Origin of the sequence: Stieleria tagensis, from assembly GCF_024129865.1 — a bacterium.
Classification (GTDB): domain Bacteria; phylum Planctomycetota; class Planctomycetia; order Pirellulales; family Pirellulaceae; genus Stieleria; species Stieleria tagensis.
In genome coordinates, this window is record NZ_JAMYFE010000015.1 from 1 (window position 1) to 17,764 (window position 17,764).

Consider the following 17,764-nt stretch of genomic DNA (forward strand, 5'->3'; position numbering starts at 1 on the left):
GGTACCAATCGGTATATCCCGTACCCGTTGCCTCGTCCCAATGCTGTCGGAACGCCGTAACGGAAGTTCCGCATACCACGCCAGACATCGCTGATCCTCACGCCCAAATAAATCCCGCCAACTGATCCGATGATGCCAGAGTTTCTCGGCAACGCAACGTGCAGGCTACCGCACTACCGCACCGTCGACCGATTGCTATCTCGTCTCCGTGCCTTCGTGCCTCTGTGAGAGACCTTGGACCAATCGATCTCACGGAGGCACCAAGACACGGAGAATCAATGTTGATCCAAACAAAGCGATTGATGACCACCCGTCGTTTCGGGTGCTTCGTTGGTGTGGAGGATTTATCCGACCAAGCATGACGCATCCTCCTTTCGATTCAGTCGTATAAATCCTCCACACCAACAAGTGGCGTCGCGCGAAACTTGATCCGGTTGGGCGTTCCACGTCGTCAAGCGATTCGCCACGCACGCAGTCGCAAGGGACCTTGGCACATGGCCAAGACCATCGCCAGCGGCGTGGGCATGCCGAACAATTGGTTGCAGGATCAGGGCATCTTGAGCTTCAAGGCTCTGTGGGCGGAACTTGCTCCGCTTCGTTGACCCGCTGTCTGCGGACCCGCACGTACGGTGGTGTGGGGAGTGCGCCGGGAGGCCGGCGTCCCTACCCGATTTCGCCGCAGCGTTGAATCGCGGAAGCGTGGCGTCTGAAATGCATTGGCCGTAGTGTAGAATAGGGGCGTGCCAATCACTATGGAGCCGAAAATGTCGACGATCAGCGTAAAAGTACCCGATCCGATTATGTCTGCGATTGCTGAACGCGCAAAAAACAGTGGGTATTCAGACGTGAACGAGTTCGTGTCACAGTTCATTCTGCGAATCTCGGAGCGACAGAACGAGGTTGAGGAACTTGCAATCAAAGGCCTTCAGAGCGGTCCAAGTGAGCCTTGGGATGGAAAAGAAATTGATGCTATCCGCGAAAGATTAAAGTCCAAGCACGGAAGTTAGATGACAGGTCGGAAAGTACCGTACCGCCGGCAGCTCGCAATTGAAGATATCGCTGGACACTCAGACCGTATTGCGGAAACGAACCTTGATGCAGCATTTCGATTTCTTGATGCCATCGAAGAAACCGTCGAATTATTATGCCAGTTTCCCGAAGCTGGCGGTGCAGTGCCGACGATACGTCAGGAAGCAGAAGGGCTTCGGGCGAAGTTGGTAAACGATTTCCGTAGCTATGTCGTTCTCTATTTTGTGACGGCTGAAACAATCGATGTTGCGCGTGTCATCCGAGGCGGTCAGGAACTTGATCAGATTGCACTGCAATGTAACTAAACGCCGACAGCGGGAGAGATGGAGAGGTTGCTGCGGGCGATGATTCCTTTGCACCTTCTACCTGCGTTTCTAGGTACCCATCGGTCTGTCCCGCACCCATTGCCTGTCCCAATGCTGTCGGAACTCCTGCAACGGAAGCTCCGCATACTACGACGGACACCGCTAATCTTCAGACCGAAATAAATCCCGTCAACGGATCCGGTGATGCCAGAGATTCTCGGCAACGCAACGTGCGGGCAACTGCACCGTTGACCGATTGCTATCTCGTCTCCGTGCCTTGGTGCCTCTGTGAGAGACTGCGGACCAATGGATCTCACGGAGGCACCAAGGCACGGAGAATCAAAGTGGATTGAAACAAGGCGATCGATCCACCACTTGGGCCATCACGACTGCGTCATCTCGGGCGAAAGTACTCGGTGGCAAGACGCAGAACGAAAGAGGTCGGATAAATCCTCCACACCAACGGCAGCACCTCAGGCCGGCGGCCGACGCGGGATTCACTGGGTTGTAAAAATACCGACAGTTGACCGGGCGATGACGTTTAGTGCTCGACCTGCGGCCAATACTCGTCCTCAAAGGCGCCTTCTTCGTGGAAGTCTGGGCTATTGTCCAAGTCATGGCACTGCATGCAGTGCTCCTTGGCTCGCTCCAAAGGCAATTGCATCGCCAACCGTAAGCTCTTCTTGCGTTCTTCGCTGACGCCTGAATTTTCGGCTTCGGCCGCTGAGTGACTCGCTCCCGGCCCATGGCAGTTCTCGCAACCACTGCCGGTCAGATGCGGCGTCTTTTCCAGACTCAGATAACCCGATTCATAGGGGTAGTAGTTTTGTGGATTCCATCCGGTGACGTGGCAACTGATGCACTCGGGATCAAAATGGCGAGGGATATCGCCCCGGCCTTCGGTCGGTTCGACGATGTGGTCGGTGGCTTCGGCGTGGGGCGAACTCTCCCAAACGTCGAACGCTGATTCATGACACTTGGCACAGGTTGCGGTGCCAACAAATTTTTCGCCCGATGGGTGTGGGATCGGCGAAATCCCCAACCCCGAAAGCCCCAGTTGTTCGAGCTGCTGTTGGTAGTCTGCCATCAGTTGACGCATCTCGGGAGCATCACTGAATTCGTGTGTCAGTGGCACGCGGGCGTACTTCATCGGCTCGTCGCCATACAAGCCGACCAGTCCGGCGAACATGCCTTTGTTGCCGGTCACAATCAGTTGTGTCTTGCTGCCGTCGATCGATTGGGGGCGGTAGGTCGGTTCGCCGTAGCCGCCGGAGACAATGATCAGGTCATAGCCTGGCACATCGATCATCAATTGTTTCGCATCCGCTTCTGTGCCAAAGAACGTCAGCACACGGAAATTTGCACCGGCGGCGTTCATTTCTTTCAGCGTCTTGGTGGCGGCTTCCTTGATCGGATTGACCTGCACTTCGTCTCCCAGTGGCGCTTCCAAGGCCTTGGGGTCCAAGATCGATGTCAAACCGATCTTCCACTGACCTTGTTGAACGACTTTGTGGTCGGGCAAAAAGGATGGGTCGATCAACACGACGTTGCCAGCGACATACATCGCCTCGTCGGGCGTGTCGGCATAACCGACGGAGATCAAGTCCGTTGCGCTCAATCGCATGTCGGCTGGCCCCAAACCGACGGCTTGGTACTTCATCTGCTTGAGGGCATTGGCGGACTTTTCAAATTTGATCGCCGCTTGCTGGCCGATCCGGCGAATTTGATTGCCCGCATCGATGGGGACGAGTTCCCAGCCGGACTGGCGCAATTGATTCATAAAGGTCATCCGCCGCGCGACGCCGCCCTTTTGTTTGTCCAGGCCCGTGCATCCACAGGGTTCGATGTAACCGTGTTGGTCGCCGGTGATGAACAAGACGACGTCAGGTTGCGGCCATTTGCGATAGTCCTCGGGGCCGGTTGGTGTGCCGACTAATCCGAGTTCGTTGGCTGCGTCGATCAAGGCAGGTTTGTTGGCGGTGGCCTGACCGCGCATCGAATCCCGTTCGGGGGCGCCCTGTGGCGTTGGAATGGGCTCCGCTTTGACCTCCGGCTGTGCCGTTGGCGTCGGCACCACTTCAACCGGTGGTGTCGAGGCAGTGCCCTGCTGAGCGGATTGAATCAGTTGCACCGCTTCAGCGCGGCGGCGACGGGCGCTGTTTTGTGATCCCGTAGCCGCGTCAAAACCGACAAAATCCCATTCGATGGGACGTTTGAACCGGTGGGAAAACGAGGCAAATCGGGTGGCGTCGCCGTGATCCGATGGCGGTTGCGGTGGTGTGGCCTGGGGTGTCGCCAAGTCCACCTGACCGCTAGCCAACTGGGCATCGAACTCGGCCGGCGTTTGCCGTTCCAGCAGGGCGACCGAGGGTGGTTCGGATCCGCAACCACTGATCACGCCGAGTGAAATGACAGCAAACCACGCCGCCGCGGCAGCGGGCAATGTTTGTCGGCTTTGATAGCGTCTGCCTACGGTCGTTTCGAAGTGCTCTGTTTGTTTCACGTCACATCTGCCGAAAGTTTGCCGCAGTTCAGACTGCGACGGGAGCTAAGGTCTCGGTTCGATCAACACTTTCACGGCCACTCGCATGCGGCTGACCTTCGGATTATCGGATTCGATCCAGACCCATCCGAAGTCGTCTTTGTTTTTACCTAGCAAGTCAATCGTCTTGTCACCCGGTGTCAGCTTGAGTTTCAGCGGGAAAAGTTGCATTGAACCTTTGCCCAGCGGGGCGTCAAACTCGGCCTGGATTACGTCACTTGGGTAGACCTCCCCAATCGTAAGGTTTGTTGTGTCTTTTTCGCTACCCTTTAAAGCCACTAAAGCTTTGAACTCCAAACTATCTTCGCTGTCCAAACGGCCAAGGCTCCAGTAGTACCCCCCTCCCGAAGTCGACTTCAGTTTCGACGACTCAATCATCGTCAACGATCCGATGACACGACCGGCTAATTCGGCGGATGCGTAATACAGTTGGTCCTTGTCGTCGACGTTGTTGGTGGCGGTCGCGTCGGTTGGGGCTTTGTAATCGGGGTTCTTGAAGCCGACGTTCATCGTGGTCACCATGGGGCCCTGGCGCAGGCCTGGTTGAACGGTAGTGATCACATTGAAGCCCTGCTTGGCTTGCTTGTGGACACCGTCGGCATCGGAGACTTCAAAGGGTTCGATTTTGAAATCAGACAGTTTTGTCAGTTCTTCACTCCCAAAGCTAACCTTTGTCGGCTCGATTTGCGTTTCGTAGTAGCTGTACATTTTGGTGGTGAACTGGAATTCGTCACCTGACAGGACTTCGCCAAACGAAACCTCTTTGGGTTCGAATTCGATCTCGCGAATCACCAACCCGGAAACTTGCAAACGAATCGCCGGTTGGGTGGGGTCGTTCGTGCGCAGTTCCGCAGACTGGCTGAACGTTTTCTTGTCAGAACTGACGGTCCATTCGAGTTCGACCGAAGTCGATTCGCCGGGCATTAATTCGCTGTCTTTGAGAGAACCGAGCGTGCATTTGCAGGTCGACGCACCGAGTTCCAGTTTCAGCGGTTCGGCACCGGTATTTTTGATCACAAATTCATGCGTGCCCTTTGTGCCCGGCGCCATGGCACCAAAGTCGTAGTTCTTGTCGGACTGCAGTTCGGCGATGGCGGCGGAATCCGAATGAAATTCCTTCAGCTTCTCCATTACGTTGTCGGCCGTGACCGTGCCATCCATCGTGATCTCGCCGAATTTTGCTTTGCGAAATCCGTAAGCGGAATAGTTCATTGCCCAAGCAAAAGTGGTGCCCAGGGCCAGCGAAAGAGGCAGTAGCAACCAGATTTTATTCACGAGATCAGACCTATTCGACGAGTTTCACAGTATTCGCGGTGTCGTTGCTACGCTCGGCCGTGTCACCTGGTTCGGCAATCTGACCGAGTCGCTCACGAAACAAATCTTTGACCGGCCGCCGCTGCGGGCTGCGAGCGGCGCTGGTCCCTAATTTTCTAACGACGTAAATCTGCTGCAACCCTAAATCGCGGACGATGTTATCCCCCAGTTTTGACAGCCCCTGTGCCCGCTTGGCAAGCGTCAGGGCGGTTTGCCGATCGCCTTGTTGGTCGGCGATGACGGCGGCCTGAGCGACCAGTGATAAATCGGTCGGATTGCCAGCCATCGCCTGGAAAATGAGTTGTTCGGCTTGTTGCAGGTCGTCGCTCAGGCCGAATCGCTGGTACAGATGCAGACACTGATCGCCGAGGGCACGCCAGGCCAGCGGATTATCGCCACAGCGGTCGAGCGTGATCTGTATTGCAGAACGCCATTGATCGCGAACCCGCGGATCATCGCCTTCGGCAACCAGTCGGCCGCATAGCCATTGCGACCGCCAGATGGACGCCGAATCATCCCAGCTGTCGGCGGCAATCGCACGCTGACTTTCACGATCGGCACGCTGCGTCAGCCCCTGCCCAGCTGCATCGGTCGCGTTTGCCAAAGCCGTTTGCGCGGTCTGCACCGGATCGATTGACGCCGATCGCAATGTCAGCAACAGCCCCGCGCCGATCACAAAGGCTGCGAGCGCCAGACGGAATACCGTCCGAGTGCGATCGATCGAATCAGCTGTTGTGCGGAGATCCGGTTCGCCGGCGTCAGCACCCGCCGTGCCCGAGGTGATCGGCAACGGCAGGCGGCATAACATTGCGAGGATGAACCAAATCGGCAATGCGACCCCGGGAACGGTCCAGCCGCCAGAAACGGTCAGGTGAGTCAAGATTGCGACCAAACAACCGATTTCAATCCGCCGCAGGTCCGCTGTTGAGCGTGTTCCCAGCCAGCGGTTGGCCGACCACCACGCCGCGATTGCGACGGGCACCGCGAACACGCCGGCTTGGAAATCCAGCAATTGCCCGGAAGCCAGCGAAAATAGCCAGATCAAACCTAGCGACACACCGGCACCGGAACCGATCCAGGCCGCGTCGGTTGCCGCCGGGCCGTCGGTATCATCACCGTCAGCATCGATGCTTGCGATACGAATGACTTTGGCGCAGGCGATCCCCGTCGCCAGCAACAACCCACCCGCGATGAATCCACCGGCAGCGAGGGTTTCGAAAACGAAGTTGTGTGGATCGGCAATCGTTTCATTGGCCACCGGCAATCGGTACTGCAGATAGGCTGCGCGAAATCCACCGGGGCCGGCAGCAAATAGGGGATGGTCGATCAACATCGCCAGAGTTGATTTCCAGTAGTGCAGACGAAATTCAAGCGAAGCCGGTGCGGCCGACATCCACTCGTCGTCGCCAAACAGCATCAGCGCCGTGATTCCAACCGCAGAGAGAATGCAGGCGGCGATCAAGCCTCGTGCCCATGGTTTGTGGGTCCGCCCGGCAAACCAAACCCAGATCACACCGCACAAGCAGGCGACCAGGGCGCTGCGGCTGTGCGTCGCAAGCAGCGCGGCTGCGCCAACCAGCGCCAGCAAACCCATTGCCAACGACTGCGGTGTCAACAACCCAGCTGCAAAACGGCCGGCATGGGATTCGGTCTGAAACGGACTGCCGGGCTGCGATCGGCCTGTCGATCGTCGCAGCAGGCCGATCGGAACGACCACGGCGATCATCAACACCGCAGCCAGCGAATTTGCCAACGCAAAATTGGCCGTCGGACCACCGTCCAGCAAGCGGTTGGCGAACACCATCCGCTGGGCCGAACCGCGTGGTGCGTCGATTCCAGCAGCTTGCAAGGTCGCCTCGGGGTTCGACAAATACTCGACTCGCATTTGCGGCAAACTGAACCATTGTTGGTGCAGCGCGTGAACGGACGATCCGATCGCCACGGCAAACAGCAACGACAACAACATCACTCGACTGGCGCGATCGCAGACCAGTCGCCGCGCGGCGCTGATCACCGCTGCGGCGGCTATCCAAAACCAGGCCTCGTTGGTCGCCTGCCGCAAATTCCCTGGCGGGCAGGTGGCGAGTGCGGCCAACATCATCCACAGCGCCAAGTTCCAAACCAGGACGTCGATCAACAAACCGCGCCCCAGCAGTGTGGTTGCGTTGTCCCTGTGGGCGCCGTCCGCGCGAGAGAAGGCTGTTGCCGCGGCAAGGATCGGCTGAGTCGCCAATGTGGTTGTCCACAGGATCAGCGCCAGCGCTGTGAACCACAGCGCGTCGCCGCTTTCGACCTGCAAGCTGTCGCTGGGAAAATAAGCGGTGTACACCACCATCGCGCCCAGCAGCGCAGCGGCGCAGCGACGGCACAGGATAGCCCAGGCCGGCACCGACAACGTGTGGGCAACTGTGGCTATCGACGGCTCCGTCGCCCGCGATCGGTCGTGTTTCAGTCGTCGTTTTGCTTTTGCCATCCGGTCGATTCCAAGATCACGACCAATAACAACATGCAGGCAACAATCCCCATCACCGCGATCGCCTGCAGCATCGTGACGTGAACCAACAGCAGAGTCGCAAGTCCACAGGTCGCCGTGACCAAATAAATGGTCAGAACCGCTTGCGTCCGCGAGAGTCCCAGCGCGACCAAGCGATGTGAGAAATGACTGCGGTCGCCGACAAACAGGCTGCGGCGTTCGCGCAGACGAATCCACAGCACGGTTGCCATGTCGTACATCGGAATCGCCATCACACACAGTGGGGCCAGCACCGCGTGCGGCCGTGGCTCACTGGCAAACGTCGCCATCAACATCGAAACAGCGATCAAAAACCCGACCAGGTAACTGCCACCGTCCCCCATGAAAATTCGAGCCGGCGGACGGTTGTGCCACAGAAATCCCAGCAAAGATCCACAGACCGACAGTAGCAAACCGGCGACGAATAATTGTGGTTGGCTGGTTCCGGGACTGGGTGTGGTCAACATCACCGCCGCCATCGACGCGGCGATGATGGCCGCCACGCCACCGCTTAGACCGTCCATGTTGTCCAGCATATTGAAGGAGTTGATCACGGCCACGATCCAGACCACCGACAACAGATTCGTCAACCAAGTTGCGCCGATGAACGCGGTCAATCCGAATCCCAGATAGTAAACGACATAGGCGGCGACGGCGAATTCGACCGCCAGTCGCAACAGCACCGGTGCCCCGCGGCGGTCATCCCAAATCCCCAACGCAAACAGCACCGTGGCGGCAGCCAGCAAGCCCCATAATTCACCCAGACGCTGCGAGATGCCGGCGAAGAAAACGGTCAGCCGGTCGGGCAACCAGTCGGCAACCGATTCGCTGTGGCCGGCGGCCAGGACCAGCAGCGTCCCCAGCGACATCGGAATCATGATCCCCAACCAGATCCCAATTCCGCCACCGAGCGGCGTGGTCGTGGTGTGGGTGCTGTGGCCGCCCGGAGCGGCAACCAACCCCAGTCGCACCGCGTTGCGGCGGACCGGATACAAGCTGATCCAACTGATCACCAGCGGTGGGATCACCGCCAATCCAATCAGCCATCCGATCAGCGAAGCGTCCAAGTGATCAGTTGCCTGTGAATTCGCGTTCGACAAATTTGGTGTCGTGCTTGCCCGAAACGAATTCGGGGTGTTGCAAGACCGCGTCGTGGAACTTGGCGGTGGTCGAGATTCCGTCGGTGATGACCTCGGCCAAAGCCCGTCGCATCGTTGCGATCGCTTCGTCGCGGGTCGGACGATGCACGATCAATTTGCCGATCATGGAATCGTAGTGCTGCGGGACGGTGTACCCGCCATAGGCGTGCGAATCAAACCGCACGCCGAACCCACCGGGTGCATAGAATCGTTGAATCTTGCCCGGATTCGGCATGAAATTCTTGTCGGGGTTTTCGGCGTTGATTCGACATTCGATCGCATGCCCGGTGATGGTCACATCGTCTTGGCAGAACGACAATTTTTCGCCGGCGGCGACACGAATCTGTTCTTTGATCAGGTCCACGCCGGTGATCATTTCGGTGACCGGGTGTTCGACCTGGATCCGTGCGTTGACTTCGATAAAGAAAAAATCATCGTTCTGATCGACGATAAATTCCACCGTGCCGGCGTTGCTGTAGTCGGCACCGCGGATCATCCGCACGGCGGCCTCACAGATCGCGGCGCGTTTTTCGGCGGGCAGATTCGGACTCGGTGCCTCTTCGATCAGCTTTTGGTGTCTACGTTGGACACTGCAATCTCGTTCAAACAAATGGCACACATTGCCATGGGTGTCGGCGATGACTTGGACTTCGACGTGCCGTGGCGAGGTGACATAGCGTTCCAGATAGACGCCGCCGTTGCCGAATGCGGCTTGGGCTTCTTTGCGTGCTTGGCTGAGCGCGTTTGCCAACGAATCGACGTCTTCGGCTACCCGCATGCCTTTACCGCCACCACCGGCGGTGGCTTTGATCAGCACGGGGAACCCGATTTCTTGGGCGATTCCAATGGCGGCTTGATCATCATCGATCAATCCGTCGCTGCCGGGGACGACCGGCACCTTGCTGGCGATGGCCATCGAGCGGGCGGTGTTTTTGTCACCCAGTTTGTCCATCGCGCTGGCGCTGGGACCGATGAATTCGAAACCGCTTTCACGACAGACTTCGTTGAAATGCGCGTTTTCAGCCAAAAAGCCGTAACCGGGATGGATCGCATCGACGTTGGCGACCTCTGCCGCAGCGATGATTTGATCGATCTTCAGGTAGCTATCGGCGCTTTTCGGGCCGCCGATGCAATACGCTTCATCGGCCAGTTCGACGTGCATTGAATCGGCATCGGCGGTGCTATAGACCGCGACCGATTGAATACCCATTTCACGGCAGGCGCGAATGATTCGGACCGCAATTTCGCCGCGGTTGGCGATCAATACTTTTTGAAACACTGTTTTCTCTAACATGTCCGATGATCCAGCTCGGCCGCCTCACGATCACGCATCGAGGGCCGAGTCGATTCGATCACTGGCGCTGGGAGCTATGAATTCGGTTGAATCCGGAACATCGGCTTGCCGAAATCGACCGCTTCTTGGTCGGCGACCAAGACTTCGATCACTTTTCCGCTGCATTCGGCTGGAATTTCGTTGAAGACCTTCATCGCTTCGACAATGCAGACGATTGTCTCGGGGCTGACCATCTGGCCGATTTCGACAAACGGCTTCGATTCCGGAGTGGCCTTGGCGTAGAACGTACCCACCATCGGTGAATTGATGGTGATGGATCCATCATCGACCGACGCGGCCGGTGATGGCGTCGCTGCAGCGGGGGCTGGGCCGGCAGAATACGCCGGTGGCGGTGATGCTGGCATCACAACCTGTTGTCCACCGCGACCGAGTTTGATGCGATCGTCGCCTTGCTGCAGATCAACCTCCGTCAACTCGTGCTCTTCCATCAGCTTCACGATGTCGCGGATTCGTTGAATATCAAAGACGCTATCGTCTTGTGGTTTACCTTTGCTCATACCTATCTCATCACGAGAAAAAGAAGATCGAGCGAGGTTTTACAGGATCAATCGACAATCATCGAGTCCCTTTGGCATGGTACTTAAAACCTCATGCCCCGACTCGGTCACCAGAATGTCGTCTTCGATCCGAATTCCAAACTCACCCTCAAAATAAACGCCCGGTTCAATGGTAATCACCATGCCCGGTTGCAACGTATCGTCACTGACAGAGGAAAGACGCGGGGATTCATGGATTTGCAGGCCTACGCCGTGCCCCAGCCCGTGCACAAAATACTCGGCCAGCCCCGCTTTCTTTAGCACACCACGAGCAATGGCGTCGATTTCAGACCCCGACACACCCGGCGCGATCGCGTCAATCGCCGCCATCTGGGATTCTAAAACCGCTTCGTAAGCAGAAAAAAATCGTGCCGGTGGGCTGCCAAAATGGAAGCAACGGGTCAAATCGCTTGCGTATCCCCCTAGTTTGGTGCCCCAGTCGACCAGCAAGGTCGGGTGGTCGCCCACCCGCTGGTGGCCGCTTTGGTAGTGTGGTTTGGCTCCGCCGGGGCCGGCACCGACGATCGGGTCAAAACTGAAGCCGGTCGCGCCCAAACGGCGAATCGTCGACTCGAGCTCGTAGGCGATTTCTTGTTCGGTCCAGTCCGGCCCGAGTTTGGCGAGCACGGATTGCAAGGCCCGCTGGTTGATCCGCACCGCACTGCGAAGGGTTTCGATTTCCTGAGCGTCCTTGATCATCCGCAGTCCACCGACCACCCCGGCGGTCTCGACCCACTGGACCGTCGGCATCCGCCGAGACAACTCGTGCAGCGTCGCCACGGTCATCTGGTCGGCTTCGATTCCAATTCGTGTGGCACCGACCCCACCGAGCACCTGGGCAAGGAAATCCATCGGTTTATCGGCTGGCGTGCGGATCGCGGCCTCCAGGTCAGGGCACTCCTCCTGCAATTGTGCTTTGTATCGCCCATCGCTGATCATCGTCGCTGATGATGAACCGACCAGCAGCGTGGAGCTGTCGCCGGTGAATCCGGTCAGGTAGTGGACGTTGATTTCGTCGGTGACAAAGAATGCGTCGACATTCAAATCCGACAGCTGGCGAGAGAGTTGTGCGATTCGAGGGGTCATTGATGGCCACGGTCCAAGTGTTTTTGGTTGACATGAACGTGCAGGTCGGGATGGGTTTCGAACAACCAATCCCACCCCGCCGATGTCACGGCGCTATCGTCCAAGTACAGCGACTGGAGTTTGGGCAGCGAGGCGATCTGTCGCAATCCCTGGTCGTCGATCGGAACGCCGATCAGATGCAGGTTACGCAAGCTGTCAATGGATGCGATTCCCGCGGCCGTGTCGGCAGCCAAACGATTGCCGCCCAGACGCAGATTTCTCAAGTTCGGCAATTTGGCCAGCTCGGCCACCCCTGCCGCTGTCGCCTCGGATTGTGGCAGGTTCAAGATCTGGATCGTCTGAGATCCGGTCAGTTGGCGTAGTCCGTCGTCGCCGATCGGCGAACTGCGCAAACGCAGATGCCATAGCTTGGGGAGTTTGGCGATCGATTCGATTCCTGCGTCGGTGATCCGACCGGCATCCAGAATCAAAACTTCCAACCATTCGTCGTCAGGCGAAAGATCACTCAGCATGCTGTCGTCGGCTACGGTCTCGATCAGTTCGATCCGATCGCTGGTCGCTTGCCGGCCGGCAATGATTTGATCGCCAAACGATGTTTCCGGCCACGGAGCTTTCAGTGGCTCGGTGGTGGATGACGATTGAGATAACGAGTGATCGGGGGGATCGGGCTGATCCGAGGACCCACAGCCGATCGCAATCACACAGACCCCGACGAGTCCCAGTGATCGCATTGGTTGCCAGCGGACACTGCATCGCTGGGCAGGGTTCGGAGGGCGGTGTGCTGCGCGACAATCGTCAATCGACACGCAAGTGTCAGGTCCGGCGGTGTTCATCGCCAGAAGTCTATCGATTGGATAGGTGACCCGCAACTTTCACCTGTCGATGCTTGCCAGGCCGGCATGATGACGTGCCAGTTGGCGTTCAAGACGTCGTTGCGATCCCGCAAAAATCACGATTTTCGGTTGCCGATCGACTGTGCGTGGTTTTAACGGTGAGCTACAGTTGAATGGAAAATAACTAACCTGATGCCTCCTCTGACGAAAAGCGTGCGATGGCGACACTGCGATTGACCAAACACAACACGGCGATGCTGGCATCGGCGATGACGTTGGTCAAGGAGTTGTCGGCGGACGCAATCGTGGTCTTGCTGGAAGGTTCCAGCGATTGGCAGCGGCTGTCCGAATTGGCCGCCAAATTTGATTTTGACAAACCCTTTGTGGTGGCCGTCAACACCGAAGAAGAGCTTGAAGGGGCCGCCGAAGCAGGTTTGAAACCGCTGGCGCTCAACAAAGAAAAAGCGCCGCTGCTGGAGCGTCTACAACACGCACTTCTAGAAGCCGCGGCCGACGAGTTCATTAAACCCAACGATGAAGTCGTTGCGCTCTATGGTGGATTCACTTCCGGCCGGCTCGATTCGATCAGCCATCTCAAGCTGGACGAACGGATGCGACGGCTGAGCACTCGTGATTTGCAATCGCTCGAAAGTAGCGTGCCGCTGAAAACGTTGAAGGTGGTCGTCGACCTGGCGGTGCAGATCGGTGTCGAAGGCCGTGAGGGGAAACCCGTCGGGGCCTTGTTTGTCGTCGGGGACACTCGCAATGTCTTGAAACATGCCAACGACAGCGGCGTGGATCCTTTTCGCGGCTACAATCGCAAAGCCCGCAACCTGCTGGACGGGCGCGTCCAGGAAGATGCCAAAGAACTGTCCCAACTGGACGGCGCCTTCTTGATCAACGCCGACGGTGTGATCGAACGCAGCCGCCAAATGTTAGAAGTCCTGCACGAAGACTTGAACATGTCCAAGGGTCTGGGATCGCGACACTGGGCGGCCGCCGCGATCACGCGGCGAACCAAAGCCGTCGGGATCGTCGTCAGCCAATCGACCGGCACGGTTCGGTTGTACCAAAACGGGTTCCTGAAAATGCAAATCGAACCGATGGACAAGGGCATCAAGTGGCAGGAAATTTCGTTCAAGCCGCCGAGCGCTAGCGGCGAAGACTGATGTCGCGAGACAACTTGTACGCCTTGCCACGTGACCGCGTCGGCCAATTTCAATTTGACCAGCAGGTGGTTGATGTCTTTCCCGACATGATCGCTCGGTCTGTTCCGGGGTATGCGTCCATCTTGTCGGTGATCGAGCAATTGGCCGGTCGCTATGTTCGCAGCGGCACGAATGTTTATGACTTGGGCTGTTCACTTGGCGCGGCGACCATGCTGATCCGCCAACAGGCACCGATCGATGCGACGATTCACGCGGTCGATAATTCTCCGGCGATGATCGATCAATTGAGCAAGCGTTTGCACGAGCTGCCTGCGGCACCGCAGGCTTGCAGGGTTGAATTGCATCTGGCCGACCTGTGTCAGGTCGCAATGAGCAACGCGTCGATGATCGTCCTGAATTTTACCTTGCAATTTGTGCCCGCCCCGGCGCGTGGCCGGTTGCTGCAAAACTGCTTTGATGCGATGGTGCCCGGCGCTGCGTTGGTGCTTAGCGAAAAGGTTTGTTTTGACGAACCCGGTCAACAGGACTTGCTGGGCGATCTGCACTTGGACTTCAAACGGGCCTGCGGATACAGCGAATTAGAAATCGCCCAAAAACGCACCTCACTGGAAAACACGTTGATTCCCGAATCGATCCCGACGCATACAACGCGTTTACGCGATGTCGGATTTGACGTCGTCACGCCCTGGTTCCAGTGCTTTAATTTCGTTTCCATCTTGGCCGTCAAACAGTCCACATGATGCCGCCTGAGTGGTTTGATCGAGCGCCGCTGGATCGTTGGTTGCGTGGTCGTGGATTGAATGACTTTGCCGATCACGTCGCCCTGACCTGTGCCCGGCGATTGGACCAACCGACCAATGGTGATCTCAAACGCTGGGTGGCGGCGCTGGATCAATTGCCGGCGGCCGAAGGTCGTTCGTTGAAATTCGACGCGCAGGGTGTGCGAGTCGTCGGCCCAGCGGCGGATGACAACGCGGTGCTGCGAGAAACGTTGATGAAGTTTCATCCCTGGCGCAAGGGACCACTCGGTTTTTTGCAGTTGCAGATCGACACCGAATGGCGCTCCGATTGGAAATGGGATCGCATTTCCGGGGCGATCGATCTACAGGGCAAATCGGTCTTGGATGTGGGTTGTGGAAATGGTTACTACGGCTGGCGGATGTTGGCCGCTGGGGCCGAGATGGTGGTGGGGTTTGATCCGGTCCTGCGATTCCTGATGCAGTTCGAAGTCTTTCACCGCTATGCGAACAAACCCGGTCGTCATTTTGTGCTGCCGATGATCGACACCGATTTACCAGCGAAGCTTGCTGCGTTCGACGTGGTGTTCTCAATGGGCGTGTTGTATCACCGCACCGGGCCAATCGATCATCTCCGCAGTTTGGCCGCGGCACTGCAGCCTGGCGGAACACTGGTTTTAGAAACACTGATCGTTGACGACGACCAACCCAGCGTGTTGGTGCCGGAGGACCGTTACGCTCAGATGCGAAACGTTTGGTTTCTGCCCTCGCTGGCGATGTTGCAGCGTTGGCTACGTCGGACCGGGTTTGAATCGATTCAGACAATCGATGTGACAGCGACCAGCACCGCTGAACAGCGATCGACCGATTGGATGACGTTTCAGTCGCTGTCGGATTTTTTGGATCCCGAGGACCCATCAAAAACCATCGAAGGCTACCCGGCGCCGCTTCGCGCGACGCTGGTCGCAACGTTTCGGGAGTAAGCGTCCAGAATCGCTCCGCCGCGCCCCGGAATGTCTATTGATCAAAATCGATTTCGATGTTGTTCTCACTCGCGGCGGTTCGCAATTTGGCCAGCGCCCGAGCCTCCAACTGACGCACACGTTCTTTCGTCACACCCATTTCGGCGCCGACCTCTTTCAGTGTCAACGGTTCGCTGCCACGTTCCAGACCGAAACGGGCCGAGATGATTTTTTGCTCTCGTTCGTCCAAGCGGTTCAGGATCTTTGACAATTCGCGTTTGCGACTGCGTTGGGCGGATTCCTCCATGTAGGGATCCAACCGTTCGTCTTGGCGTGCCAAGAACAATTCTTCGGTGGTCGTGCGGAATCGATCACGATGTTTGAACTCGTTCGGAATCGTCCGCGCGAAGTTCTTCATGATCGCCCACGATGCATAGGTGCTGAATTTGTTGCCACGCGAGTAATCGAATTTTTCGACCGCTCGGATCAGCGACATGTTTCCGTCACTGACCAGCGAGAAGAAATCGTCGGCGCCGGCGATGTGCCGTTTGGCGATCGAAACCACCAACCGCAAGTTCGATTGCACCACGCGGTTTTTGACTTTCACCGCTTGATCGTACAACGCTTCGATGTCGTTCATGATCGCCGATTTGCCACTGGCTTCATCACCGATCGTTTCACGCAGTCGACTGGCCTTGTGTTTCAAGTAGTTCATTTTGCGGAATAGGTGATATTCCTGTTCGCGGGTCAGCAGCGCCACGTCGTACAGCGACGCCAGGTAGCTGGGCAAATCACTGGGGACGCGGACCTTCCGTGGGGCACTGGCCGGTTCCGGTTCGGCACCCAAGTATTCTGCTTCGCGCGACGCGTCTTCAAAATCTTCGTTGTAGATATAGTCCAGCGGCAGTTCCATGATCCGTTGACGACGCATCTCGATCAGGATCCGTTGAATGCTGGTGCGTGTTCGTTTGAAACGCCGGCAAAGTTGTGGAACCGAGACGCCACTCAGATATTGGTTGAAAATCGAGCGTTTATCGTCATCGGTCAGGACGCCACGATGATTCGGGAAAATCGCAATGGCCGTGTTGTCGGCGTCAAAGTTCTTCAGTGTGTAGCGCACCGTTTCGGCACTGCGGCCCATTTGCTGAGACAGCAATCGAGTGACGTCGGCCAATGCGGCACCGCCTTCGACCAACTGTCGTGCGCGTTCGATGATTTCGCTTTTCTCGTCTTCGGTCAACTGACTGAAACGTTCTCCACGTTGAATCTTGGCTTTGTTGTTGGCAATGAATTGCTCGACGCTACTGTTCAGGAACCCGACGCGTTTGCGGCCGCCGAACAGCAATCGCCGACTGACCAACCCGGCTTCACGCCAGCGACTGATCGTCTTGGTGGAAACGTTGAATTGGCGGCTGAGATCCTGGACGGTGTAAACCTGTTCGGCGATCTCTTCGACCGACAGATCGGCCAATTCACTCAGGTCCTCGATCAACAGACGCAGGTCATGCGCCAGATCGGCAGAAGCAATATTGTGTCGGCTCGAGCGATCCGATCGATAGTTGGTGATGCGGAAGCATAAGAAATCGTAGGCGTAATCGCGGTCCTCTTCGGTTTCGCTGAGCAGCGTTTCCGCAGCGGCAGCCTGCTCGATTAACTTGGTTTTTTGGTTGAAACGAAGTTGATCACGAAGCTCTTTGATTTTCGAATCGCGGTAATTGGTATGCATCAGTATGGTTTCCCAGCGCTATTGGCAGTGACTGGCCAAACGTCCCTGCGATCCCGGCGGATCGCCCAGTCTTTTGCCTCGGTTGCCCGGGGTCACCCGATATCCTCCGGGTGATGTTGGTCGCTTGGCCTAAGTGTCAATGTCGCGGTCGCGACGACACCTTTGGTCAAACGCCCTTCGCCGACTCCGTGTCGGCAGGTTTTGGCAGTGAGCCGACAACGAAACTCAAAAAAAGTGGTTGTCTACTACTGTCTATGCCTGTAAGACGAAAACTCCCGCCTTGCGGTTCACTCTGTCTGGAGCGATTCGCGATTTCCCGTGGAATGTTGGCGACAAAGCCGTCGTGCTTTTTTGCACTTATTTTGTTCCACCAGGAATGGCAGCGGTTGTCTAGGTCCAGGACACCTTGTAGGAAATCTTGGGCCAAACCTCCAAATAATTTTGGTGGAAAAGCCCGTTTTTTAGCGCAAGTCGTTCTCTGTGAATGGTTTAGGCGATTTGGCGAATTTTTTTCCAGGAG

The 17,764-nt window shown here is 57.0% G+C and carries 14 protein-coding genes; 5 read left to right on the forward strand and 9 right to left on the reverse strand.

All coding sequences use genetic code 11. The annotated features are described in order from the left end of the window. Positions 1-764: 764 nt before the first annotated feature. Together NHH03_RS01980 and NHH03_RS01985 are read left to right on the forward strand one after the other, a co-directional pair. Complete coding sequence (locus NHH03_RS01980) at positions 765-1,007, forward strand: ribbon-helix-helix domain-containing protein (RefSeq protein WP_253154058.1); 243 nt, start codon at positions 765-767, stop codon at positions 1,005-1,007. Beyond that, positions 1,008-1,334, forward strand: coding sequence for a type II toxin-antitoxin system RelE/ParE family toxin (locus tag NHH03_RS01985; RefSeq protein ID WP_253154059.1), 327 nt, complete (start codon positions 1,008-1,010; stop codon positions 1,332-1,334). 541 nt (positions 1,335-1,875) lie between these two features. Here the strand turns inward: NHH03_RS01985 and NHH03_RS01990 are convergent. From NHH03_RS01990 to NHH03_RS02025, 8 genes are all read right to left on the reverse strand, one after another. After that, on the reverse strand, positions 1,876-3,837 hold the full coding sequence (locus tag NHH03_RS01990) for a multiheme c-type cytochrome (RefSeq protein ID WP_253154060.1): 1,962 nt from the start codon (positions 3,835-3,837) through the stop codon (positions 1,876-1,878). 45 nt (positions 3,838-3,882) lie between these two features. After that, positions 3,883-5,088 carry a DUF1573 domain-containing protein gene (locus tag NHH03_RS01995; RefSeq protein ID WP_253154061.1) on the reverse strand — a complete coding sequence of 402 codons (1,206 nt, stop codon included), beginning with the start codon at positions 5,086-5,088 and terminating at the stop codon, positions 3,883-3,885. A 73-nt stretch (positions 5,089-5,161) separates the two neighbouring features. Next, on the reverse strand, positions 5,162-7,663 hold the full coding sequence (locus NHH03_RS02000; protein WP_253154062.1) for an O-antigen ligase family protein: 2,502 nt from the start codon (positions 7,661-7,663) through the stop codon (positions 5,162-5,164). Next, positions 7,639-8,769, reverse strand: a complete 1,131-nt coding sequence (locus NHH03_RS02005) for an MraY family glycosyltransferase (RefSeq protein WP_253154063.1) — start codon at positions 8,767-8,769, stop codon at positions 7,639-7,641. Before NHH03_RS02005 ends, NHH03_RS02000 begins: the two co-directional genes overlap by 25 nt. Positions 8,770-8,773: 4 nt before the next feature. Further along, the gene (gene accC / locus NHH03_RS02010) at positions 8,774-10,120 is read right to left on the reverse strand and encodes an acetyl-CoA carboxylase biotin carboxylase subunit (protein ID WP_253154099.1); all 1,347 of its coding nucleotides are present in this window, start codon (positions 10,118-10,120) and stop codon (positions 8,774-8,776) included. Between the two features lie 89 nt (positions 10,121-10,209). Further along, positions 10,210-10,692 (reverse strand): acetyl-CoA carboxylase biotin carboxyl carrier protein, encoded by a 483-nt coding sequence (gene accB, locus NHH03_RS02015; protein ID WP_253154064.1) that lies wholly within the window; start codon positions 10,690-10,692, stop codon positions 10,210-10,212. Positions 10,693-10,731: 39 nt separating this feature from the next. Beyond that, on the reverse strand, positions 10,732-11,817 hold the full coding sequence (locus NHH03_RS02020) for a M24 family metallopeptidase (protein WP_253154065.1): 1,086 nt from the start codon (positions 11,815-11,817) through the stop codon (positions 10,732-10,734). After that, positions 11,814-12,548, reverse strand: a complete 735-nt coding sequence (locus NHH03_RS02025) for a hypothetical protein (RefSeq protein ID WP_253154066.1) — start codon at positions 12,546-12,548, stop codon at positions 11,814-11,816. Before NHH03_RS02025 ends, NHH03_RS02020 begins: the two co-directional genes overlap by 4 nt. 320 nt (positions 12,549-12,868) lie before the next feature. On the opposite strand from NHH03_RS02025, the gene NHH03_RS02030 reads away from it, so the two are divergent. Genes NHH03_RS02030 through cmoB form a run of 3 tightly spaced genes read left to right on the forward strand, consistent with a single transcriptional unit; the run spans position 12,869 to position 15,539 of the window. Beyond that, positions 12,869-13,819, forward strand: coding sequence for a DNA integrity scanning protein DisA nucleotide-binding domain protein (locus NHH03_RS02030; protein WP_253154067.1), 951 nt, complete (start codon positions 12,869-12,871; stop codon positions 13,817-13,819). Continuing rightward, entirely contained in the window at positions 13,819-14,559 is a 741-nt protein-coding gene (cmoA, locus tag NHH03_RS02035; RefSeq protein ID WP_253154068.1) for a carboxy-S-adenosyl-L-methionine synthase CmoA, read from the forward strand. Before NHH03_RS02030 ends, cmoA begins: the two co-directional genes overlap by 1 nt. Beyond that, on the forward strand, positions 14,556-15,539 hold the full coding sequence (cmoB, locus tag NHH03_RS02040) for a tRNA 5-methoxyuridine(34)/uridine 5-oxyacetic acid(34) synthase CmoB (RefSeq protein WP_253154069.1): 984 nt from the start codon (positions 14,556-14,558) through the stop codon (positions 15,537-15,539). Before cmoA ends, cmoB begins: the two co-directional genes overlap by 4 nt. Before the next feature lie 34 nt (positions 15,540-15,573). Here cmoB and NHH03_RS02045 read toward each other — a convergent pair whose 3' ends face one another. Continuing rightward, positions 15,574-17,244, reverse strand: coding sequence for a sigma-70 family RNA polymerase sigma factor (locus tag NHH03_RS02045; RefSeq protein WP_253154070.1), 1,671 nt, complete (start codon positions 17,242-17,244; stop codon positions 15,574-15,576). Positions 17,245-17,764: the final 520 nt, after the last annotated feature.